Consider the following 21,985-nt stretch of genomic DNA (forward strand, 5'->3'; position numbering starts at 1 on the left):
TCTCATGGCAAACCAGCAGATCAGCCGCTCGGCCTATCGCGTCATCATGCTCGTGCTGCTCGCGTTGCTCTTCCTTGCGGTCAACATGTTCTCCAACGTCATGTTCCGCACGGCGCGCGTGGACCTCACCGAAAACCGGCTCTACACCGTCTCACAAGGCACGAGGGATGTTGCCGCGAGCATCGAGGAGCCGATCACGCTGCGCTTCTTCTATTCCGAAAAGCTCGCCAACGATTTCAGCCGCATCCGCATCTATGCTGGTCACGTCCGCGACATGCTGGAGGAAATGCGTGCGCGCTCGGGCGGCATGATCCGCCTCGAGGTGATCGACCCCGAGCCATTCTCGGAAGAGGAAGACCTCGCCATGTCGCTCGGCCTCAAGGGCGCGCCGACGCAGACGGGCGATATCATCTATTTCGGACTTGTCGGTACGAATTCCGTCGATGGCCTCGAATCGATCCCCTTCTTCACCGACGAACGCGAGCAGTATCTCGAATATGACATCGCGCGGATGATCCAGAATCTGAGCCGCCCCGAACGGCCGGTTCTCGGCATCGTGACCAACCTGCCGCTCGATACGGGCACGGGCGGTCTCATGTCTGCCATGCGCGGCGAATCGCTGCCCTTCATGATCTATGAGGAATTGCGCGACCGTTTCGAGCTGGAATTTCTCGAGCAGCAGTTCGAGGCCGTACCGGCGCGCGTGGATGTGCTGATGATCGCGCATCCAAAGCCGCTCGATCCGCGCACGCTTTATGCCGTCGACCAGTTCGTGATGCGTGGCGGTCATGTGCTCGCCTTTGTCGATCCTCATTCGGAAGTGAGCCTCACGGCGGGCCCCAATGGCGAGCCCATTCGCGGCTACACGGAAATGTCCGATCTCGGGCCGCTTCTGGAAAGCTGGGGCGTTCATTTCGATCCGTCGAAGATCGTCGGTGACCGCGCGATAGCGCAGCGAGTGCGCACCGGCATGGATGCGCGCCGCCAGGAAAGCGATTATGTGATCTGGCTCGCGGTGCCCCGCGGCAATGTCGCGACCGACGATATCGTTACCTCCGATGTGGTGCGGCTCAATCTCGGCACCGTCGGTCATCTGACGCCCGTCGAGGGGGCGACGACGAAGTTCGCGCCCATCGTGTTCTCCTCTGAGGATGCGAAGCTCTATGACGTCGACTATGTGAAGCAGGGCCCGCGCCCGGACGATCTCCTGCGCGGGTTCGAGCCCACGGGCGAGCGCTTCACCATCGCGGCGCGCCTTTCCGGTCCGGTTAGAAGCGCCTTCGAGGCGCAGCCCGAAGCCGTCACCGTCGATGAGGACGGCCGTCCCGTGCAGCGCCGCTCCGGCGACAAGGCGGGCGCGCATATTGCAGCCTCTCAGAGCGATGCCAACATCATCGTCTTTGCCGACAGCGACATTTTCGACGATCGCTTCTGGGTGCGGACGGACTCTTATCTTGGCGAGCGCATCGCGCAGCCGATTGCCGACAATGCCGTCTTCATCATGTCGGCCATCGACAATCTCATGGGTTCGAACGAACTGATTTCGCTCAGGGCGCGCGACAAGATCGACCGGCCCTTCACGGTGGTGGAGGAGCTTCGCCGCACGGCGGAACGGCGCTTCCTGGCAGAGCAGGAAGAACTCGAACGCCGCATCGCCGAGGCCGAGCGCAAGCTGACCGAGCTTCAGATCGGAGGGCGGGGAGCTGATGCCGGGCTTACCGAGGCGGAGGCCGACGCCATCGACGGGTTCCGCGCCGAACTGCTCGACAGCCGCAAGAAGCTTCGCGAAGTGCAGCGCGACCTGCGGCGCGACGTGGAAAGCCTCGGTGCCAATCTGCGTTTCGTGAATATCGCGCTCGTGCCGCTTGTTCTCGCCGTTCTTGCCACAGCCGCCGCAGTGTTGCGCTATCGCCGCCGCAAGGCGCGCGTCGAAAAGGGAGCCTGATCGCGATGAACGCATCCATTGCTTCCTTCATGGAAAACAAGCCGCTGCGCAATCTTGCGCTGCTGGCCGCTGTGACGGCCATCGCACTCGCTGCCGCCATTGTTGCGGTCGTCAACGATCAGAGCAGCGTGCGCGCGAATTTCGTGCCGCATCCGCTGTTCGACGGACTCGCGACCCGGCTCGATCAGGTCGACCGTATCGTCTACACGTCGAGCCGCGGCATGGCGGCCGAAGAAGTTGTGACGCTGGTTCGCGACGAGGCCGGTGTTTGGGGCGTTGCCTCACGCAGCGGCTATCCGGCCAATGAGGAGCTTGTGCGCAACGTGCTGCTGGGCGCCGGCAACATGGAGGCCTATGAGCCGCGCACGGCCAATCCCGATTGGCACCGCAATCTCGGACTTTTGAAGCCGGAGGATATCGGCTCGGCGATCCGCGTCGAACTCTTTCGCGGCGAAGATCGCCTGGCGGGTCTGCTCGTCGGCAAGGTGCCGGAACGCGCGGTCGATGTGAAAGGCGAGGGCCTCATCTATGTCCGCCGCGACGGCGAGGACCAGACCTGGCTCGCGCGCGGGCGGTTGCCGGTCTACAAGCAGGCTTTCGACTGGCTCGACACGACCTTTGTCGATATTCCGAGAGCGGATGTTGCGCGCGTCACGCTCTGGGCCGGTACGGACCGCCCCGTCGTGATGGAGCGCGTGTCGCCGGAAGCGGCCGATTTCGAGATCGTCAATCTGCCGGCGGGCCGCGCCTCGCGTGGCGGGCCCGTCGTCAATCAGGCGGCGGGCGCGCTTCTCGAAGCGTCCTTCGACGATGTGGCGCCAGCCGATACGCTCGACATGCCGGAAGACGGTCCGCGCGTCGTGGTAGAGACATTCGAAGGAATGAAGCTCTCCATGCATATGGGCGGACAGGGCGGTGCGCTCTGGGCGAAGTTCACGGCGGAAGGCGAGAGCGAGGAGGCCGCGCTCGGCGCCGAGGAACTCAATGCGCGTCTCTCGCCCTGGACCTACAAGCTGCCGCAGGAGACAAGCGGCCAGCTCACCCAGACGATGGATGTGCTGACGCGCGAGGCGGGCCCGGCAGACGCGATGTTTGGTCCGGTCGAATGAAGCCTTCCTCAACGGCAACAATTCGACGGCAATAAAAAAGGGCGTCCCGCGGGACGCCCTTTTCGTTTGGTGAGGCTTTAAGCCTTATGCCGCGAGGTTCCGCAGCACATAGGGCAGGATGCCGCCATTCTCGTAATACTCGACCTCGTCCTGCGTATCGATGCGGCAGAGAAGGTCGATCGCCTGTTTCATGCCGTCGGCGAAGGTGATCACGGCCTTCACCTTGCTGCGCGGCTTCACAGTGGCAAGGCCCTCGATGCTCACGGTTTCCGAGCCGTCGAGGCCGAGCGACTGCCAGCTCATCTCACCGATGAACTGCAGCGGGGCAATGCCCATGCCGACCAGGTTCGAACGATGGATGCGCTCGAAGCTCTGTGCCACCACGGCCTTCACGCCGAGGAGCATGGTGCCCTTCGCTGCCCAGTCGCGGCTTGAGCCCGTGCCATATTCCTTGCCCGCGAAGATGACGAGCGGCACGCCACGACGCTTGTATTCCATCGCCGCGTCGTAGATCGGCATCTGCGTGCCTTCCGGCTGCAGCTTGGTCAGACCGCCTTCGATGCCTTTGAGCATCTGGTTCTTGATGCGGATATTGGCGAAGGTGCCGCGCATCATCACCTCGTGGTTGCCGCGCCGTGCGCCATAGGAGTTGAAGTCCTGGGCGCCAACCTGCTTGGAGTTCAGGTAGGAGCCGGCCGGGCTCTGCACCTTGATGTTGCCGGCGGGCGAGATGTGGTCGGTCGTGATCGAGTCCGCGAAGAGACCGAGGATGCGCGCATCCTTCACATCGCTGAGCGGCGCGGGCACACGGCCCATATCGACGAAGTAGGGCGGGTTCTGCACATAGGTGGAGTCCCCGTCCCAGCCATAGGTGAGGCCGCCCGAAACCTTGATGCCCTTCCAGGCATCGTCGCCATCGAACACATTGGCGTAGCGCGAGCGGAACATTTCCGGCGTGACGCAGGCGCGCACCGTGTCGGCCACTTCCTGCGTGGTCGGCCAGATGTCCTTCAGATAGACCGGCTCGCCGTTCGCGCCCGTGCCGAGCGGCTCGCGCGTCAGGTCGATCTGCGTCGAACCCGCCAGCGCATAGGCGACGACGAGCGGCGGCGAGGCGAGATAGTTCGCCCGCACATCCGGCGAGACACGGCCTTCGAAATTGCGGTTGCCTGAAAGCACCGCCGAGGCCACGAGATCGTTCTTGTTGATCGCCTGGCTGATTTCGGTCGGCAGCGGACCCGAATTGCCGATGCAGGTGGTGCAGCCATAGCCGACGAGATCGAAGCCGAGCGCATCGAGATCGTCCTGCAGGCCGGCCTTTTCGAGATAGTCGGTCACAACCTGCGAGCCGGGCGCGAGCGAGGTCTTCACCCAGGGCTTCACCTTGAGGCCGAGCTTGCGGGCCTTGCGGGCAACGAGGCCGGCCGCGACCAGCACGTTCGGGTTCGAGGTGTTGGTGCAGGAGGTGATCGCCGCGATCACGACATCGCCATGACCGAGATCGAAGTCCTTGCCTTCGACCGGCACGCGCGTTGCCGCCTGACCCGGCTTGCCGAACTCGCCTTCCAGCGCCTTGAGGTAGTTCGCCTTGACGTCGGTGAGCGAGACGCGGTCCTGCGGACGCTTCGGACCGGCAAGGCTCGGCACGACGGAACCGAGATCGAGTTCCAGCGTGTCGGTGAAGACTGGATCGGCCATGCCCTTTTCGCGGAACATGCCCTGCGCCTTCGCATAGGCCTCGACAAGGGCCACGCGCTCTTCCGAGCGGCCCGTCGCCTTGAGGTATTTCAGCGTCTCGTTGTCGACCGGGAAGAAGCCGCAGGTCGCGCCATATTCCGGTGCCATGTTGGCGATGGTCGCGCGGTCCTCGAGCGTGAGGTGATCGAGGCCCGAGCCGTAATACTCGACGAACTTGCCGACCACGCCCTTCTTGCGCAGCATCTCGGTGACGGTGAGCACCATGTCGGTGGCGGTCACGCCGTCATTGAGCTTGCCGGTCAGTCTGAAGCCGATCACTTCCGGGATGAGCATGGAGACCGGCTGGCCGAGCATGGCCGCTTCCGCCTCGATGCCGCCCACGCCCCAGCCGAGAACGGCAAGGCCGTTCACCATGGTGGTGTGGCTGTCCGTGCCGACGCAGGTGTCGGGATAGGCGATCTCTTCCTTGCCTTCGGTCTTCGTCCAGACGGTCTGGGCGAGATATTCGAGGTTCACCTGGTGGCAGATGCCGGTTCCCGGCGGCACGACGCGGAAATTGTTGAAGGCCTTGGAGCCCCAGCGCAGGAACTCATAGCGTTCGCGGTTGCGCTGATATTCGATTTCCGTGTTTTCCTTGAAGGCGGTCGGCGTGCCGAACTTGTCGACCATCACCGAATGGTCGATCACGAGATCGACGGGCACCAGCGGGTTGATCTTCTTCGGGTCGGCGCCGAGCGTCTTCACGGCGTCGCGCATGGCGGCGAGGTCCACCACGGCGGGCACGCCGGTGAAGTCCTGCATCAGAACGCGGGCCGGGCGATAGGCGATCTCGCGGTCGGAGGTGCGGGTCTTGAGCCAGGTCTTCACCGCCTCGATGTCTTCTTTCGTGACGGTGCGGCCATCTTCGAAGCGGAGCAGATTTTCAAGCAGCACCTTCAGCGAGAAGGGCAGGCGCGAAATGCCGTCGAGACCCTTCTTCTCGGCGTCGGGCAGGCTGAAATACGTGTAGCTGCGCTTGCCGACCTTCAGCACCTTGCGTGCGCCGAAGCTGTTGCCGGGCTTCTTCGCCGCGGCCTTTTTCGCAGGCGCGGCCTTCCTTGCCGCAGGCTTCTTTGCGGCTACGGGTTTTTTCGGTGCGGCTTTCTTCGCCGGGGCAGCCTTCTTCGCGGCCGGCTTCCTTGCGGCAGCGGCCTTCTTCGGCGCGGCCTTTTTCGCGGCAGGCTTCTTCGCCGCAGGCTTTTTCGCGGCGACCTTCTTCTTCGGCGCCGCTGCTTTCTTCACGCTCTTCACGACGCGCTTTGCGGCGCGCTTCGTTTTCAGCGCGGCGTTCTTCGTCGCGCCGGTCGACTTCTTTGCGGCCTTGCGAGCGGTCTTTACGGCCTTCTTCGCGGTGGCTTTCGCCTTGGCGACCACCTTTTTTGCGGCAGGCTTCTTGGCGGCAGACTTTTTAGCCGCCGCCTTTCTCGGTGCAGCCTTCTTCACGGCTTTTTTCGGCGCGGCCTTTTTCGCAGCGGGTTTTTTCGCTGCAGCCTTTTTCACGGTCTTCTTCACCGCTGCGGCTTTCTTTGCCGCCGGTTTCTTTTTCGCCTTTTCCCTGGTGGATTTGGCCGTCGCCTTTTTCGCCATCGCTTGTCGTCCTCGGTGATGCGCGGTCCGGACGCGATGCGAGCGGGATGATCGGAGGCGGTGCCGCACACGCGAAGGAAATCCGCATGTGCCTGAGCCCTTTTCGCCGCCGCTATCGAGCCTGGAACCTGGATGCTTTTCGCGGCGGACTATAATGACTTTCACGCGCGTTGACCATGCTTCGCCTGCAGCGCAAGCCGTGATAATCAGCATCGGGCAGGAAACGAGGAGTGAGCGATGACTTCGGTTCGCGTCGAGAAAAAAGGCCCCGTCACAACAGTCATTCTGGACCGTCCGCATGTGAAGAACGCGGTCGACCGCGCAGCCGCCGAAGAGCTTGCAGCGGCCTTTCTCGCTTTCGAACAGGATGAGGAGGCGCTTGCCGCCGTCTTCTGCGGCGAGGGTGGCACCTTTTGCGCAGGCGCGGACCTCAAGGCCGTTTCCACCGGCAAGGGCAATCGCTCCGTGCCCCCCGCAACCGGTGCGAGTTTCAATCGCCTTGCCGATGACGGGCCGATGGGGCCATCGCGAATGATTCTCAACAAGCCTGTGATCGGCGCAATTTCGGGCCATGCTGTGGCAGGCGGGCTCGAACTTGCGCTCTGGTGCGACATGCGCGTGGTGGAAGAAGACGCGATCATGGGCGTTTTCTGCCGCCGCTGGGGCGTGCCGCTGATCGATGGCGGCACGGTGCGCCTGCCGCGCCTTATCGGCCATGCCCGCGCGATGGATCTCATTCTCACGGGCCGTCCGGTCAATGCGGAAGAGGCGCTTCAGATGGGGCTTGCCAACCGCGTCGTGCCGAAGGGCAAGGCGCGCGAGGCGGCAGAGCAGCTCGCGCTCGACATTTCCCGTTTCCCGCAGCTTTGTCTGCGCCACGACCGGATGTCGGCCTATGAGCAGTGGGATCTTCCCTACGATCTCGCGCTTGCCAATGAGTTCGAGCATGGCCGCAAGGTGCTGGCGTCGGGCGAAACGCTGAAAGGCGCGGCGCGTTTTGCCTCCGGCAAGGGCAGGGGCGGCAGCTTTGACGACATCTGAGCTTCGTCTCACCGCGCGCGATCTCGCCTGCATCCGGGGCGGGCGGCTCGTCTTCGAGGGATTGTCCTTCGAGGCCGGGGCGGGCGAAGCGCTGGTGCTGACGGGGCCGAACGGTGCGGGCAAGTCGAGCCTGTTGCGGCAAATTGCGGGACTTCTCGAAATCGAGCAGGGTGAAATCGCCCTGACGGGCGGCAATCCCGAACTCGGCCTTGCCGAGCAGGCGCATTATGCAGGTCATCTCGACGGACTGAAGCCGTCGATGAGCGTGATCGAAACGCTGCGTTTCTGGGCAGCCTATCTCGGCGGTGGCGATGATACTGCCGTGGAAAGGGCGCTAAAGGCGATGACGCTTGCCGCGCTTGCCGATCTTCCTGTCGCCTATCTCTCGGCGGGGCAGAAGCGGCGTCTTGCGCTGGCTCGTCTTGCCGTCGCCCCGCGCCCGCTCTGGCTTCTCGATGAGCCGAGCGTCGCGCTCGATGCGGCAAGTGTTTCGCGGCTGCGCGGTTTCATGGCGGCGCATCTCGCGCAGGGCGGCATCATCATTGCCGCCACCCATCTCGATCTCGGCCTTCCCGATGCGCGGGAACTCCGGCTCGGGCGGGAGGTGGCGGCATGAGGCGCGCCTTCCTTGCCCTTGTCGCGCGCGACATCCGCCTTGCCGCCGGGATCGGCGGCGGGGGCGGCATGGCGGTCTTTTTCTTTCTCACGGTCGTCGCCATCGTGCCGCTCGGCGTCGGGCCAGACCGGCCGGTGCTGGAACTTCTCGCCCCCGGCATGCTCTGGGTGGGACTGCTGCTCGCCTCGCTTCTCACGCTCGACCGGATGTTTCAGGCCGATGTCGAGGATGGTTCGTTCGACCTCCTCTCCATGGGTCCGCTTCCGCTCGAACTTGTTGCAGTTGCGAAGTCGCTCGCGCATTGGGTCGTGACCGGATTGCCGCTCGTCGTTGCAGCCCCGATTCTCGGCCTATTGCTGAACTTGCCGCCCGAGAGCATGCCGCTCCTCGTCGTCGCCATGCTCGTAGGCACGCCCGCGCTCAGTTTCATCGGCGCTGTCGGCGCAGCGCTGACAGTCGGTGTGCGGCGCGGCGGGCTTCTCGCCTCGCTCCTTGTGCTGCCCTTCTATATTCCGGTGCTGATTTTCGGTGTCGCTGCGGTCGAGGCGGCGGCGGGCGGATTCGAAGGACAGGCCGGCATGCAGGCGCTGCTGCTGCTTGGCGCGCTGACGCTTGCCAGTTTCGCCATAGGCCCGATTGGCGCGGCGGCGGCGCTTCGCGCCAATTTGCGCTGACCGGTCTGCGCCGAAATGAGGCCGCGACGGGGAGATTGATCCGGCGCGGCAAAATGCCTGCCGGTCCGGCTTGCCCTTGGCGACCCCCCCGCGCTAAATGGCTTCCCATGAGCCTGACCGCTGCCCAGAGATTCCATGCCTATGCCAATCCGGCGCGCTTCATGGCGCTGTCGGACCGGCTGCTCACACCGTTATGGGTGGCGGCGCTTCTCACCATCGCTGCGGGTCTCTGGTTCGCGCTCATCAATTCGCCGCCGGATTACCAGCAGGGCGAGACGGTGCGCATCATGTATGTGCATGTGCCGTCGGCCTGGCTTGCCATGTTCGGCTATGCCGTCATGGCCTTTGCTTCGGCCATCGCGCTCATCTTCCGGCACCCGCTTGCCGATGTCGCGGCGAAGTCGGCCGCGCCCATCGGTGCCGCCTTCACCTTCCTCGCGCTCGTGACCGGCTCGCTCTGGGGCAAGCCGATGTGGGGCACATGGTGGGAGTGGGATGCGCGGATGACATCCGTGCTCATCCTGCTTTTCCTGTATCTCGGCTACATGGCGCTCTGGGCGACGATCGAGGATCCATTGCGCGCCGCGCGCGCCGCCGCCGTGCTCGCGCTTGCCGGTGCCATCAACATTCCGGTGATCCGTTATTCCGTGGTCTGGTGGAACACGCTGCACCAGCCTGCTTCCGTCTTCCGCATGGACGGGCCGACCATCGCACCATCCATGCTGCTGCCGCTCGGGATCATGGCTGTCGGCTTCACGCTTCTTTTCGTCGCGCTGCATCTTGTGCGGATGCGGGCAGAGATCATGCGCCGCCGCGTGCGCGTGCTCCGGCTTGCGCGCGCCGCGTCGGGCGAGGCATGAGCATGGCCGAATTCTTCCATATGGGCGGCTACGCCTTCTACGTCTGGTCCTGCTATGGCATTGCCGCACTGGTCATTGCCGGCCTCACCTGGCAGAGCCTGCGCGATTGGCGGGTGCAGTCGTCGCTCGCCGAAGAGCTTGAAAAGGCGGCGGGCGGACGTGTGCGCCGCGCGGCCGATGCCAGACAGCAGGGAGAGAAGAAGTGAATTCGCGATTCCGGCTGGCGGCGCTGTTGCCGGTGTTCCTGTTTCTGATCGTCGCCGGCGTTTTCTACGCCGCGATCTTCAGCGGCAGCGATCCGTCGAAGGTTCCATCCGCGCTGATCGGCCGCTATGTGCCGGAGTTCGAGCTTGGCCCGGTCGAGGGGCTCGACCAGCCGGGACTTTCCGATGCGGATTTTGCGCAAGGCGGACCCGTCATCGTCAATGTCTGGGCGTCTTGGTGCGTGCCCTGCCGGGTGGAAATGCCGCTGCTCGTCGAGCTGCAGCGCGTGGCCGGTGTGCCGCTCTATGGCATCAACTACAAGGACGATCCGGCGGCCGCGCGCCGCTTCCTCACGGAGCTTGGCAATCCGTTCGAGCGGATCGGCAAGGATGCGACCGGGCGCGCCGCCATCGACTGGGGCGTCTATGGCGTGCCGGAAACCTATATCGTGGACGGGAAAGGGCGCATCGCCCTCAAGCATGTCGGGCCACTGACGCCCGAAGCGATCGCGGAAGAAATCCTGCCGGCCCTCAGGGCGGCACGGCTTTGACGCGATAGCGCCCGCCGCACCGCCCGAAAGCGATGGTCAGGCCTTCTTGCGGCGCGTGGCGGGCTTCTTTGCGGCAGGCTTCTTTGCCGCGGCGCGCTTTGCGGGTTTCGCAGGCGCTTCTTCCTCGACCTTCATGCTTTCAATCGCGGAATTGAGGTGGCTGAGCGCCTTCAGCAGTTCGCCCTGAATCGTCTTCGGCAGCGCATCGAGCAGCGCCTTTTCGGCGGCCAGCGCCTTCGGCATCGCGCCTTTCAGCGCACGGCGGCCGGCAGCGGTAAGACGCACGGAGTTCGCGCGCGCGTCTTCGGCGGTGCGCTTGCGGGCAAGGAGCCCGTTCTTGATCATGCGGCTGATCATGTCGGCGAGCGTCGAGCGGTCGATGCCCGTGCGGTTCACGAGATCGGTCTGGCTCAGACCTTCTTCCTCGTTCACCGCGAAAAGCACGATGAACTGGCGCGGTGTGAGCGAGCTTGCGCCCATCTGCTGCACAAACTGCTCGTAAGCGAATTGTTGTGCGCGGCGTAGCAAATGGCTCAGCGAATTCTCAAGGTCGAAACTTCCGGTCTGTTTCCTGGCTGCCATTCGTTCTGTCCTCTGGCGTGTGCCGGTCCCGGGCGGGACCGTAGCTGGGTTGCGTCCTTCCCGGACAGCGTTCCCATTGGGGGGGAAATTCCTGTTCGTATCCGTGCGCCAATTCAAGCGCGAATTCGAGGCGTTTATGTGGCCGGGCCACAATGTCCGAATTATCATCATATGCACCCGCAAGGCCGGTTCTTGCAAGGGTGAACGTGCGAAAAGGGATAATATTCGGGGAACAGGTCTGTGCGCGGAGTTTCGGCATATCAGACCGGTGCGAGTTCAAATATTCTCCAGACGCTTATCGTTTTCACGCGGCGAAAAGTACAATTCGCTTACTTCCGTGGGCGGACCAACAAGTCAAGGCAAGAAGTCCGGTAATCATGTCAGACAAATCCGATACGCAAAACAGAGGGCCCGCAGAGCCGAAGCCGCAAGAGGCGGGCGCAGATGCCGATGTCGCCTTTTCGCGGCGCGTGCCAACGGGAGACAGCCTGCCGCGCGATATCTGCGACCGCTGCGGCTTCATTCACTATGTAAATCCGAAGATCGTGGTCGGTTCCGTCGTCACACATGACGGAAAATTCATGTTGTGCCGCCGCGCCATCGAGCCCAGGCGCGGCTTCTGGACGTTGCCTGCGGGCTTCATGGAGCAGGGCGAGACGACCGAAGAAGGCGCAAGGCGCGAGGCGATGGAAGAGGCCAATGCCGACATCGTCCTGCGCGACCTTCTCGCCATCTACAATATTCCGCGCATCGCGCAGGTGCAGATCATGTATCGCGCCGAGCTGAAGTTCCCTTCCTTTTCGGCGGGCGAGGAAAGCCTCGAAGTGGCGCTTTTCGAATGGGACGAGATTCCCTGGGAGGAGCTTGCCTTTCCCAGCGTCTATTGGGCGCTGACGCAGTTCCGCTCGGTCATGGACAAGCCCTTCATCGCGCCCTTCACAAACCCGGAGGGCGAGACGGACAATCTGTTCCCGAAACGTCCCGCGCCCGGCGTCTGAGGCGGCAGATAAGCGCCTCTGGATAAACGCTCCGGTTCGCGGCATCTTCTCTCCCGGTCAAACCGGGGGGTGATTCATGGCACAGGCCGCGTCGCAGCGCATGACGCGAGAGGAGAGGCGAGTCGTCTTCGCCTCCTCGCTCGGCACCGTTTTCGAGTGGTACGATTTCTATCTCTACGGCTCGCTCGCGGCGATCATCTCCGTCCAGTTCTTTTCAGGCGTCAATCCGACGGCGGGTTTCATTTTCGCGCTGCTCGCCTTTGCGGCCGGTTTTGCGGTGCGGCCGTTCGGCGCCATCGTCTTTGGGCGGCTCGGCGATCTCGTGGGACGGAAATACACATTTCTCGTCACCATCCTCATCATGGGCCTTGCGACCTTCATCGTCGGCCTGCTGCCCAATTACGAAACCATCGGATTTGCGGCGCCTGCCATTCTCATCCTGCTGCGTCTCGCGCAGGGGCTTGCCATTGGCGGCGAATATGGCGGCGCGGCGATCTATGTCGCCGAACATGCGCCGCATGGAAAGCGCGGCAGCTACACCTCGTGGATACAGACGACCGCGACGCTCGGCCTCTTCATGTCGCTGCTCGTGATCCTTGCCTGCCGTCTTTCCATGTCGAAAGAAGATTTTGAAAGCTGGGGCTGGCGCATCCCCTTCCTGCTCTCGATTTTCCTGCTCGGTATTTCGGTCTGGATACGCCTCAAGCTCAACGAGTCGCCGCTCTTCCAGAAGATGAAGGAAGAAGGCACGCTCTCGAAGTCGCCGCTTAAGGAGAGCTTCGGCGAGTGGGGCAATCTCAAGATCGTGCTGATCGCGCTGATTGGCCTCACCGCGGGGCAGGCCGTCGTCTGGTACACGGGCCAGTTCTATGCGCTCTTCTTCCTGACGCAGGTGCTGAAGGTCGATGCGCAGATCGCGAATATCCTGATCGGCCTCGGGCTGCTGCTTGGCGTGCCCTTCTTCGTCGTCTTCGGCATGCTGTCGGACCGGATCGGCCGCAAGCCGATCATTCTCGCGGGCTGCCTGCTGGCGGCGCTCACCTATTTCCCGCTTTTCGCGGGGCTCACGCATTTTGCAAATCCCGCGCTTGAGGCGGCGCAGAGGCAATCGCCCGTCACCGTCATCGCCGATCCGTCCAGCTGTTCCTTCCAGTTCAATCCGGTCGGCACCGCAGCCTTCACGACGCCTTGCGATGTGGCGAAGTCGGCACTCGCGCAGCGCGGTGTTTCCTATGACAACCGGCGGCTCGCACCGGGCGAGGAAACGCGCATTGCGGTCGGCCAAACGATCATCGTCTCCTTCGATGCGAGCAATGATGCGGAGGGTTCAAGGCGGGCGGCATTCAACGCCGAACTGACGGCGGCGCTCGCGGAGGCCGGCTACCCGGCATTCGCCAACCCGGACGAGATCAACTACCCGATGGTGGTGCTGATCCTTTTCATCCTCGTGCTTTATGCGACGATGGTCTATGGGCCGATTGCGGCGATGCTGGTCGAGCTGTTCCCGACGCGCATCCGCTACACCTCGATGTCACTGCCCTATCATCTGGGCAATGGCTGGTTCGGCGGCTTCCTGCCCACTGTCTCCTTCGCCATCGTGGCGGCAACGGGCAATCTCTATTCGGGGCTCTGGTATCCGATCGCGATTGCCGCGATGACCTTCGTCATCGGCATGATCTTCGTGCCGGAAACGAAAGACAGGGAGTTGCACCCGGAAGGAAGCTGAGGTGCCCGCTCAGTCGGCGGCTTGCGCGGCCTCGTCCCGCTTCGGCGGGGCATATTTCGTCAGGACGGGTATCTGCGCCAGGCCGAAGATCATGGTGAGCGGCATCACGCCGAACAGCTTGAAGCTCACCCAGAAATCGGTCGAGAAATTCCGCCAGACGACTTCGTTGATGACACCGAGGAAAATGAAGAACAGGCCCCAGCGTACCGTCAGCACCATCCAGCCCTTGTCGGTGAGGTCGAAAGCGCCGTCGAAAAGCTGCTTCATGATCGGCCGGCCGAAGGCGGCGGCGCCGAGCAGCGCGCCTGCAAAAAGCGCGTTCACGATGGTCGGCTTCACCTTGATGAACTGCTCGTCCTGCAGATAGATGGTGAGCGCACCGAACACGATCACGAAGACGCCCGAGACGAGCGGCATGGTCGGGATCTTGCGGAACTTCGCATAGGAATAGGAAAGCGAAATCACCGTTGCGACCATGAAGCCCCCGGTCGCATAGAATATGTTCTTGGCTTCCTCATTGCCGAAAAAGGCATCGGCCTGCGAATTCAGGATGAAGAAGACAGCGAGCGGTCCAAGCTCGATCGCCATGCGGACCCATTGCGAGGCCGACATGCCGCCATGCGTCTTTTCGGCTTGTGTTTCGCTCATGTCATGCCTTCCGGTTTCGCCTGTTTACGCTGCGCGCGGCCCGGCGGATCAGTTCGCGCCGGTGATTGCCCTGGCATAGGCTTCGGCGCTGAATGTCTGCAGATCGTCTATGCCCTCGCCGACGCCGATCATGTGAACCGGCAGGCCGAATTTCCGCGCTATGGCGACGAGGATGCCGCCCCGCGCCGTGCCATCGAGCTTCGTCACCACAAGGCCCGTTATGCCCGCCATCTTGCCGAAGATTTCCACCTGGCTGACCGCATTCTGTCCCGTCGTCGCGTCGAGCACGAGGATGGCCGCATGGGGCGCTTCCGGGTCGAGCTTCCGCATCACGCGGATCACCTTTTCGAGTTCGGCCATCAGGTCTGCCTTGTTCTGGAGGCGGCCCGCCGTATCGATCATCAGCACATCCGTGCCTTCTTCCTTCGCGCGCGCCAGCGCCTCATAGGCAAGGCTCGCCGCATCGCCGCCGACCTTGGTCGAGCAGACCGGTGCGCCGATGCGCGCGCCCCAGACCTTCAGCTGTTCCACGGCGGCGGCGCGGAAGGTGTCGCCTGCCGCCAGCATCACGCTCTTGCCTTCCGCTTTCAGCTTCGCGCCGATCTTGCCGATGGTCGTCGTCTTGCCCGCGCCGTTCACGCCCGCCATCAGGATGACGAAGGGCCTTTTCGCCCCGTCTATCGCCAACGGCTGTTCGACGGGCTTCAGCACCTTGGCGATCTCGCTTGCGAGGATGGTGCGGATTTCCTCCGGGCTCACTTCCTTGTCGTAGCGATCCTTGCCCACGGCTTCCGTCACGGCGGCGGCGGCATCGAGGCCGAGATCGGCTGCGATCAGCAGTTCTTCCAGTTCTTCCAGCGTTGCCGCATCGAGCTTCTTCTTTGTGAAGATGCCGGTGATGCCGTCCGACAGGCTCCTCGTCGAGCGCGTCAGTCCTTCCTTCATCCGCTGGAAAAGGGATTTCTTCTTCTCGCCGGTTTCCGTGTCCGTCTCGCTCACGCTGCCCGTCCTTCGTAGCTCTTGCCGTCATGCGCCGCGAGGCGGAGCGCGAGGATCTCGCCTGCGCGCGCGGCCTCTTTCACGCGCACCGGCGTGAACTGATGCGTGCGGCCAAGCATCGGCGTCTCCATGAGTACCGGCTTTGTCGCACCCAGTCCGCTGTCGAGATGGGCGCGCACCGCGGCCTCACCCTTGGCGCGCAGGCGCTCGGCGCGTTCCTTACCGACTTCACGCGATACTTGCGGCATTTTCGCGGCGGGCGTGCCGGGGCGGGGCGAGAAGGGGAAAACATGCAGCCATGTCAGCCCGCATTCATCGACAAGCCGCAGCGTGTTCTCGAACATCTCTTCCGTCTCGGTCGGAAAACCGGCGATGAAATCCGCGCCGAACACGATGTCGGGGCGGAGGCGGCGGGCTTTCTCGCAGAAGCGGATCGAATCTGCGCGCAGATGCCGGCGCTTCATGCGCTTCAGGATCATGTCGTCGCCCGATTGCAGCGAGAGATGAAGATGCGGCATCAGCCGTTCTTCTTCCGCGATGAGGCGCATCAGATCGTCATCAGCCTCGATACTGTCGATGGAAGAGAGCCTGAGGCGCTCAAGCTCCGGCACGAGTTTCAATATACGCCGCGCAAGATTGCCGAGGCTCGGGCGGCCCGGCAGGTCCGCACCGTATGACGTCATGTCGACGCCGGTCAGCACCACTTCACGGTAGCCGTTTTCGGCAAGCGCGCGTACCTGATTGACGACTTCGCCCGCGGGGACGCTGCGCGACGGGCCGCGGCCATAAGGGATGATGCAGAAGGTGCAGCGATGGTCGCAGCCATTCTGCACCTGAACGAAGGCGCGAGCGCGGCCCTCAAGCCCCTGCACCAGATGCCCCGCCGTTTCGCGCACCGACATGATGTCGTTCACGCGCACTTTTTCATTCGTGTGGAGCGCGAGCGCCGGCTGCCAGCTTTCGCGCTTCATCTTCTCGTCATTGCCGATCACGAGATCGACTTCGTCCATTGCGGCGAACATGTCCGGGTTCACCTGCGCCGCGCAGCCCGTCACGATGATGCGGCATCCCGGGTTCTCGCGGCGTGCCTTGCGGATCGCCTGACGCGCCTGGCGTTCGGCTTCCGCCGTCACCGCGCAAGTGTTGAAGACGATGGCATTGCCGAGCCCCGCCGCTTCGGCAAGGGCGTGCATCACTTCCGACTCATAGGTGTTGAGGCGGCAGCCGAAGGTGACGATCTCGGTCCCCTTCGTCATGCCTTGCCCGTCAGAAGCGCGGGGTCGAGCGTGCCTTCATAGTCGAAGGCGGCATCGCCCGTCATGTAGATGTGGTTGTCGGCCTCGCGCCATTCGATCGAGAGGTCGCCGCCCGGCAGGCTCACCGTGATGTTGCGCTCCGTCTTGCGGCGGCGCACGGCGGCGACGGTCGCGGCGCAAGCGGCGGTACCGCAGGCGCGCGTCAGCCCCGCGCCGCGCTCCCAGGTGCGCAGCTTGATATGCGTCGGCGAGAACACCTGAGCGACCGAGATGTTGGCGCGCTCCGGGAAAAGCGGGTGATGTTCGAGCATCGGTCCGATGCGGCCAAGGTCGATCGCATCGACATCCTCCACGAAGAAGATCGCATGCGGATTGCCGACATTGACGACGCCCGGCGAATGCATCACCGGGTTGCCGAGCGGGCCCACTTCGAGTTCGATCGCGCGCGTGTCGCGAAATTCTTCCGAAAGCGGGATCTCGTTCCAGAGGAGGCGCGGCTCGCCCATATCGACGGTGATGTCGCCGCCTTCGGCGCGTGTGGCGATCGTGTCGCCCGCCGGCGTCTCGATGACGACGCTCTCCTTGCCCGTTTCCTCGAGGATCAGCCGGCCGATGCAGCGCGCGGCATTGCCGCAGGCTTCCACCACGCCGCCATCATTGTTGCGGATGCCCATGAAGGCATCGCCGCCATGCCGCGGCTCCTCGATGGTGATGAGCTGGTCGCAGCCGATGCCGGTTTCCCGGCTTGCAATGGCGCGCGCCACCGCATCGGTCAGCGCCAGCGGCTCATGGCGCAGGTCGAGCACGACGAAGTCGTTGCCGAGGCCGTTCATCTTCCGGAAATGGTGTGCCGAGCGGGTCATGATGGGCTCTATATGGCCCTTTTTGGCCGCTTGTGCCAGTAGTGGGAGAAAGAGGCCGGTTCTGGGAAGGAAGTGTGATGGAACGCCTGTTGCCGCTTGCGGCGGAAGCCGCGGAACGCCTGAAAAAGCGGGGCGAGACCGTCGCCCTGTCGGAAAGCTCGATGGGCGGGCTCGTCTCGGCGGCGCTGGTGGCGCAGCCCGGTGCCTCGGCCTTCTATCTCGGCTCGACCGTCATCTATACGCGGGGGGCGGCGAAGGCGCTTTATGCGCTTCAGGGCCCGCCAGCGCCGGATGTGAAGCCGCTCACCGAGCCCTATGTGGCGGCGATGGCCGAAGTGGTCAGGCAGAAGCTCGGCTCCACATGGGCGCTGGCCGAAATGGGTGCCTCCGGCCCCTCCGGCTCGCCCTATGGCCCGCCGCCGGGAACCGCCGTTATCGGCCTTGCGGGGCCCGTCCCCGCCTCGATCACGGTCAGCACGGGTTCCGCCGACCGCGCCGCGAATATGTATGCCTTTGGCGAGGCCGCGCTCCGGCTCCTCGTCAAGTCATTGACTTGAGGGCGGCGAGCCCCTAGGTTCCGCCCAAGTTTTCGGGACATTGTTGCGCCCCGACCCGCCCGAGGCATGGAGCCCGGGTCAACTTCCGCCGGCGATATTCGCTCGCGGAAGCGATTTTGCTTTGTGTTGCAAGGACTTGACCTAGAAGTGTTCGAGAACCTGTCAGGCCGCCTCGGCGATGTTCTTTCCAAGCTCAAGGGCCGTGGCGCCCTTGGGGAGAAGGATGTCGACGAGGCCATGCGCGAGGTCCGCCGGGCGCTGCTCGAGGCCGATGTGGCGCTGCCGGTCGCCAAGTCCTTCATCGACAAGGTGCGGGCCCGCGCCATCGGCCATGAAGTCCTGAAGTCGGTCACGCCCGGCCAGCAGGTCATCAAGATCGTTCATGACGAGCTGGTGGAGATGCTGGGCGGGGCGGAAGCCGACACCTCGATCTCGCTGCGCGCGGCCTCGCCCGTCGTCATCATGATGGTGGGTCTCCAGGGCTCGGGTAAAACCACATCGACCGCGAAGATCGCGAAGCGCCTCACCGCGCGCGAAAAGCGCAAGGTGATGATGGCCTCCCTCGATACGCGCCGCCCCGCCGCGCAGGAGCAGCTTCGCATTCTCGGCGAGCAGGTGGATGTCGCAACGCTGCCCATCGTCGCCGGTCAGCAGCCGGTGCAGATCGCAAAGCGCGCCGTGGAAGCCGCCCGCCTCGGCGGCTTCGATGTGCTGATGCTCGACACCGCGGGCCGCATCCATATCGATGAAGAGTTGATGGCCGAGGTCGCGCAGGTGCGCGACATCGCCGCCCCGCACGAGACGCTTCTCGTCGCCGACAGCCTGACGGGTCAGGATGCCGTCAATGTCGCCGAGCAGTTCAATGCCCGCATCGGCGTCACCGGCATCGTGCTGACGCGCGCGGATGGCGACGGGCGCGGCGGCGCCGCGCTTTCCATGCGCGCGGTCACCGGCGTGCCGATCAAGCTGCTCGGCACCGGCGAAAAGATGGATGCGCTCGAAGATTTCCGCGCCGACCGCGTGGCCGGCCGCATCCTCGGCATGGGCGATATTGTCAGCCTTGTCGAAAAGGCCGCCGAGACAATCGATGCTGCGAAGGCCGAACAGATGGCCGCGAAGCTCCGCAAGGGGCAGTTCGATCTCGACGATCTCGCCGACCAGCTTCGCCAGATGAGCCGCATGGGCGGCATGAAGGGCCTGCTCGGCATGATGCCGGGTGTCGGCAAGGCACAGATGCAGGCCGCGCAGGCGCATATGGGCGACGGCACGGTCAAGCGTCAGGTCGCGATCATCTCGTCCATGACGAAGGATGAGCGCAAGGACCCGAAAGTGCTGAATGCGAGCCGCAAGAAACGCATCGCCAGAGGTTCGGGCACGGAAGTTCAGGAAATCAACCGCCTGCTCAAGATGCACCGCCAGATGGCGGACATGATGAAGGCGATGGGCCGCCAGAAGGGCGGGCTCATGTCGAAGCTCTTCGGCGGCAGCATGCCCGATATTCCGCCCGAGATGGCGGCGGACCCGAAGGCGATGGAAAAGCTTGTGCCGCAAGGGCTCCCGCGCCTCGGCCCCGGCGGGTTGCCGGGGCTTCCCGGTTCGGGTTTCGGCGGTATGCCGCCCGGTCTTCCGGGGCTTCCGTCCGGCAAGAAGAAAAAGTGACAAGTTAATTCGTTTACGGATGAATGAAATCCCGGCCCTGGATGCCGGTCCTAGTGAAAGGTAAGACAAGATGGCTCTCAAGATCCGGCTCGCCCGTGGCGGCGCCAAGAAGCGTCCCTTCTACCGTGTGGTCGTCGCCGATACGCGCGCGCCCCGCGATGGCCGCTTCATCGAGAAGATCGGCACCTTCAACCCGCTGCTGTCGAAGGACGATGCCGCCCGCGTTTCGCTCGATGTCGAGCGTGCGAAGCATTGGCTCGGCGTCGGCGCGCTGCCGACGGACCGCGTTGCCCGCTTCCTGACGGATGCCGGCGTCTATAACCGCACCGCGCGCAACAACCCGGAAAAGTCGAAGCCGAAGGCGAAGGCGCAGGAGCGTCTCGAAGCGGCCCGCATGGCGGCTGAAGAAGCCGAAGCTGCCGCCAAGGCCGCTGCCGAAGCGCCTGCCGAGGAAGCGCCTGCCGAAGCTCCCGCCGAAGAGGCGCAGGCGTAATCACGCTTGCACATCGCGGCAATGGCTGACGGCAAGCGCGAAACGGCCGGTCCTACTGTTTGTCTGGGCGTCATCGTGGGCGCGCATGGCGTGCGCGGGCTGGTGCGGGTCAAGTCCTTCACCGAAGTGCCCGAAGGCATCGCCGCCTATGGCCCGGTCGGGACGAAGGACGGCGCCCGGCATTTCGCCATCGAGGCGAAGGGCATGGTCAAGGATCTCGTGCTCTGCCGTCTTGAAGGCATTGCCGACCGCGATGCGGCGGAGGCGCTCCGGGGCACGGAGCTTCATGTGCCGCGCGAACGCCTGCCGGAGACGGCTGGCGAGGAGGAAGGCTGGTATCACGCCGACCTCGCCGGCTGTCAGGCGGTGGGCAGCGACGGGCGGGTCTATGGCCGGGTCGTGGGGGTGCAGAATTTCGGGGCGGGCGACCTCCTCGATATTTCGCCGGAAGCGGGCGGCGAAACGGTGCTGATGGGCTTCACGGACGAGAATGTCCTCGAGGTCGATATTCACGGGCGCCGGATCGTGATCGACCCGCCGCTCGGCACCTTTGACGATGGCGATGATGGCGGCGCGGGAGAGCGTGATGAGTGAAGGCTGGTCTGCGACGGTCCTCACGCTCTTCCCGGAGATGTTTCCGGGGCCTTTGGGCGTCTCGCTTGCGGGGCGCGCGCTCGAAGCGGGGATATGGCGGCTTGAGGCCGTCGATATCCGCAGCTTCGCGACGGACCGGCACCGTTCGGTCGACGATACGCCGGCAGGCGGCGGGCCGGGCATGGTGATGCGGGCCGATGTCGTGGCGGCGGCGGTCGATGCGGTTCACGGCCAAGGTGACGCAAGGCCGCTGATCTATCTGAGCCCGCGCGGGCGGCCCCTCACCCAGCAAAGGGTGCGGGAGCTGGCGGAGGGGCCGGGCGTCACGCTCCTTTGCGGCCGCTTCGAAGGGCTCGATCAGCGGGTCATCGAGGCCCGCAACATGGAGGAGGTGAGCCTCGGGGATTTCGTCCTGTCGGGCGGGGAACCGGCGGCTCTGGCCCTTCTCGATGCTGTCATCCGGCTGCTGCCGGGGGTGATGGGAAAGGACGCCTCGGGCGAGGAAGAAAGCTTCGAAAGCTGGCTTCTGGAATACCCGCATTATACGCGGCCGCAGGAGTTCGAAGGCCGCGGAATTCCGCCGGTTCTGACCTCCGGCGACCATAAGAAGGTTAAGGAATGGCGCCGTGCCCGCGCCGAGGAGACGACAAGGGAAAGGCGGCCCGATCTCTGGGAGAAATTTCTCAGGGAAAGGTCCTGAAGACAGTCGCCAATGAGCATTATTTGTGTTAGGGAAGCGCGCTTCCGGGCCGGGATGACCCCAGAATTGCCCGAACGCCTTCATATCCGAGGTTGAGACCCATGAATATCATCGAGCAGCTCGATCAGGAGCAGATGGCCACGCTGACCAACGGCAAGACCATCCCCGATTTCGCCCCCGGCGACACGCTGCAGGTCAATGTGAAGGTGGTCGAAGGCACGCGCGAGCGCGTCCAGGCCTATGAAGGCGTCTGCATCGCCCGCGCCGGCGGCGGCATCAACGAGAACTTCACGGTCCGCAAGATTTCCTACGGCGAAGGCGTCGAGCGCGTTTTCCCGCTTTATGGCCCGCTCCTCGACAGCATCAAGGTGCTGCGCCGTGGCCGTGTGCGCCGCGCGAAGCTCTATTACCTGCGCGGTCTGCGCGGTAAGGCCGCCCGAATTACCGAGAAACAGGACAAGAACCGCTCGAAAGAGAACGGCGCCGCCTGATTTCGTCCGCTTGCGCGGAGACTGTCTCGAAAAGCGGGCAGGGCGCTCAGATGGCGCCCGGGCCCGCTTTTTTCGTATGAGCGGCCCGGCACCGAA

General features: G+C 64.0%; 22 protein-coding genes and 2 pseudogenes. 18 read left to right on the top strand and 6 right to left on the bottom strand.

The window, feature by feature from the left end:
• Positions 1–4 precede the first annotated feature (4 nt).
• Positions 5–1,945 (top strand): Gldg family protein, encoded by a 1,941-nt coding sequence (locus ACK4FH_RS05280; protein ID WP_409811604.1) that lies wholly within the window; start codon positions 5–7, stop codon positions 1,943–1,945.
• Positions 1,946–1,950: 5 nt separating this feature from the next.
• A complete protein-coding gene (locus ACK4FH_RS05285; protein ID WP_409811606.1) occupies positions 1,951–3,054 on the top strand; it encodes a DUF4340 domain-containing protein in 1,104 nt (367 codons plus the stop codon).
• An 84-nt stretch (positions 3,055–3,138) separates the two neighbouring features.
• Here the strand turns inward: ACK4FH_RS05285 and acnA are convergent, their stop codons facing one another.
• Positions 3,139–6,165 carry an aconitate hydratase AcnA gene (acnA, locus tag ACK4FH_RS05290; RefSeq protein ID WP_409811608.1) on the bottom strand — a complete coding sequence of 1,009 codons (3,027 nt, stop codon included), beginning with the start codon at positions 6,163–6,165 and terminating at the stop codon, positions 3,139–3,141.
• Here acnA and ACK4FH_RS05295 point away from each other — a divergent pair.
• The 7 genes from ACK4FH_RS05295 to ACK4FH_RS05325 all read left to right on the top strand — a co-directional run bounded on the left by ACK4FH_RS05295 (position 6,155) and on the right by ACK4FH_RS05325 (position 10,323).
• The gene (locus ACK4FH_RS05295; protein WP_409811609.1) at positions 6,155–6,397 is read left to right on the top strand and encodes a hypothetical protein; all 243 of its coding nucleotides are present in this window, start codon (positions 6,155–6,157) and stop codon (positions 6,395–6,397) included. The two genes, acnA and ACK4FH_RS05295, sit on opposite strands and share 11 nt — an antisense overlap.
• Before the next feature lie 218 nt (positions 6,398–6,615).
• Positions 6,616–7,419, top strand: coding sequence for a crotonase/enoyl-CoA hydratase family protein (locus tag ACK4FH_RS05300; RefSeq protein WP_409811611.1), 804 nt, complete (start codon positions 6,616–6,618; stop codon positions 7,417–7,419).
• Complete coding sequence (gene ccmA / locus ACK4FH_RS05305; protein WP_409811613.1) at positions 7,406–8,035, top strand: heme ABC exporter ATP-binding protein CcmA; 630 nt, start codon at positions 7,406–7,408, stop codon at positions 8,033–8,035. The genes ACK4FH_RS05300 and ccmA overlap by 14 nt, the downstream gene beginning before the upstream one ends.
• Positions 8,032–8,709 carry a heme exporter protein CcmB gene (gene ccmB, locus ACK4FH_RS05310; RefSeq protein ID WP_409811615.1) on the top strand — a complete coding sequence of 226 codons (678 nt, stop codon included), beginning with the start codon at positions 8,032–8,034 and terminating at the stop codon, positions 8,707–8,709. The genes ccmA and ccmB overlap by 4 nt, the downstream gene beginning before the upstream one ends.
• Before the next feature lie 107 nt (positions 8,710–8,816).
• A complete protein-coding gene (locus ACK4FH_RS05315; protein WP_409811616.1) occupies positions 8,817–9,569 on the top strand; it encodes a heme ABC transporter permease in 753 nt (250 codons plus the stop codon).
• Positions 9,566–9,775, top strand: coding sequence for a heme exporter protein CcmD (gene ccmD / locus ACK4FH_RS05320; protein ID WP_409811618.1), 210 nt, complete (start codon positions 9,566–9,568; stop codon positions 9,773–9,775). Before ACK4FH_RS05315 ends, ccmD begins: the two co-directional genes overlap by 4 nt.
• Positions 9,772–10,323: a DsbE family thiol:disulfide interchange protein gene (locus ACK4FH_RS05325; RefSeq protein WP_409811619.1), complete on the top strand. Its 552-nt coding sequence runs from the start codon at positions 9,772–9,774 to the stop codon at positions 10,321–10,323. Before ccmD ends, ACK4FH_RS05325 begins: the two co-directional genes overlap by 4 nt.
• Before the next feature lie 36 nt (positions 10,324–10,359).
• On the opposite strand, the gene ACK4FH_RS05330 is transcribed toward ACK4FH_RS05325, so the two are convergent.
• Positions 10,360–10,905, bottom strand: a complete 546-nt coding sequence (locus ACK4FH_RS05330; protein WP_409811621.1) for a MarR family winged helix-turn-helix transcriptional regulator — start codon at positions 10,903–10,905, stop codon at positions 10,360–10,362.
• A 377-nt stretch (positions 10,906–11,282) separates the two neighbouring features.
• Between ACK4FH_RS05330 and ACK4FH_RS05335 the strand changes: the two genes are divergently transcribed.
• The 3 genes and pseudogenes from ACK4FH_RS05335 (at position 11,283) to ACK4FH_RS05345 (ending at position 13,629) form a co-directional block, all read left to right on the top strand.
• Positions 11,283–11,903, top strand: coding sequence for an NUDIX domain-containing protein (locus tag ACK4FH_RS05335; RefSeq protein ID WP_409811622.1), 621 nt, complete (start codon positions 11,283–11,285; stop codon positions 11,901–11,903).
• A 100-nt stretch (positions 11,904–12,003) separates the two neighbouring features.
• Positions 12,004–12,930: pseudogene (locus ACK4FH_RS05340) on the top strand (MFS transporter); the annotation flags it as partial.
• 168 nt (positions 12,931–13,098) lie between these two features.
• Positions 13,099–13,629 (top strand): MFS transporter, encoded by a 531-nt coding sequence (locus tag ACK4FH_RS05345; RefSeq protein ID WP_409815166.1) that lies wholly within the window; start codon positions 13,099–13,101, stop codon positions 13,627–13,629.
• A gap of 9 nt (positions 13,630–13,638) precedes the next feature.
• On the opposite strand, the gene ACK4FH_RS05350 is transcribed toward ACK4FH_RS05345, so the two are convergent.
• From ACK4FH_RS05350 to dapF, 4 genes and pseudogenes are all read right to left on the bottom strand, one after another.
• Positions 13,639–14,277, bottom strand: coding sequence for a septation protein A (locus ACK4FH_RS05350; protein ID WP_409811624.1), 639 nt, complete (start codon positions 14,275–14,277; stop codon positions 13,639–13,641).
• Between the two features lie 48 nt (positions 14,278–14,325).
• A pseudogene (gene ftsY, locus ACK4FH_RS05355) lies at positions 14,326–15,195 on the bottom strand (signal recognition particle-docking protein FtsY); the annotation flags it as partial.
• A gap of 77 nt (positions 15,196–15,272) precedes the next feature.
• Positions 15,273–16,532 (bottom strand): tRNA (N(6)-L-threonylcarbamoyladenosine(37)-C(2))-methylthiotransferase MtaB, encoded by a 1,260-nt coding sequence (gene mtaB, locus ACK4FH_RS05360; RefSeq protein ID WP_409811625.1) that lies wholly within the window; start codon positions 16,530–16,532, stop codon positions 15,273–15,275.
• On the bottom strand, positions 16,529–17,395 hold the full coding sequence (gene dapF, locus ACK4FH_RS05365) for a diaminopimelate epimerase (RefSeq protein ID WP_409811626.1): 867 nt from the start codon (positions 17,393–17,395) through the stop codon (positions 16,529–16,531). The genes mtaB and dapF overlap by 4 nt, the downstream gene beginning before the upstream one ends.
• Before the next feature lie 77 nt (positions 17,396–17,472).
• On the opposite strand from dapF, the gene ACK4FH_RS05370 reads away from it, so the two are divergent.
• From ACK4FH_RS05370 to rplS, 6 genes are all read left to right on the top strand, one after another.
• Complete coding sequence (locus tag ACK4FH_RS05370) at positions 17,473–17,952, top strand: CinA family protein (protein WP_409811627.1); 480 nt, start codon at positions 17,473–17,475, stop codon at positions 17,950–17,952.
• Between the two features lie 147 nt (positions 17,953–18,099).
• Positions 18,100–19,611 (top strand): signal recognition particle protein, encoded by a 1,512-nt coding sequence (ffh, locus tag ACK4FH_RS05375; RefSeq protein ID WP_409815167.1) that lies wholly within the window; start codon positions 18,100–18,102, stop codon positions 19,609–19,611.
• Between the two features lie 70 nt (positions 19,612–19,681).
• Positions 19,682–20,104 carry a 30S ribosomal protein S16 gene (gene rpsP, locus ACK4FH_RS05380; RefSeq protein WP_409811628.1) on the top strand — a complete coding sequence of 141 codons (423 nt, stop codon included), beginning with the start codon at positions 19,682–19,684 and terminating at the stop codon, positions 20,102–20,104.
• Between the two features lie 6 nt (positions 20,105–20,110).
• Positions 20,111–20,698 carry a ribosome maturation factor RimM gene (rimM, locus tag ACK4FH_RS05385; RefSeq protein ID WP_409811629.1) on the top strand — a complete coding sequence of 196 codons (588 nt, stop codon included), beginning with the start codon at positions 20,111–20,113 and terminating at the stop codon, positions 20,696–20,698.
• Positions 20,691–21,398, top strand: a complete 708-nt coding sequence (gene trmD / locus ACK4FH_RS05390) for a tRNA (guanosine(37)-N1)-methyltransferase TrmD (RefSeq protein ID WP_409811630.1) — start codon at positions 20,691–20,693, stop codon at positions 21,396–21,398. Before rimM ends, trmD begins: the two co-directional genes overlap by 8 nt.
• A 101-nt stretch (positions 21,399–21,499) precedes the next feature.
• A complete protein-coding gene (gene rplS, locus ACK4FH_RS05395; protein WP_409811631.1) occupies positions 21,500–21,889 on the top strand; it encodes a 50S ribosomal protein L19 in 390 nt (129 codons plus the stop codon).
• Positions 21,890–21,985: the final 96 nt, after the last annotated feature.

Source organism: Parvibaculum sp., assembly GCF_046297875.1.
Classification (GTDB): domain Bacteria; phylum Pseudomonadota; class Alphaproteobacteria; order Parvibaculales; family Parvibaculaceae; genus Parvibaculum.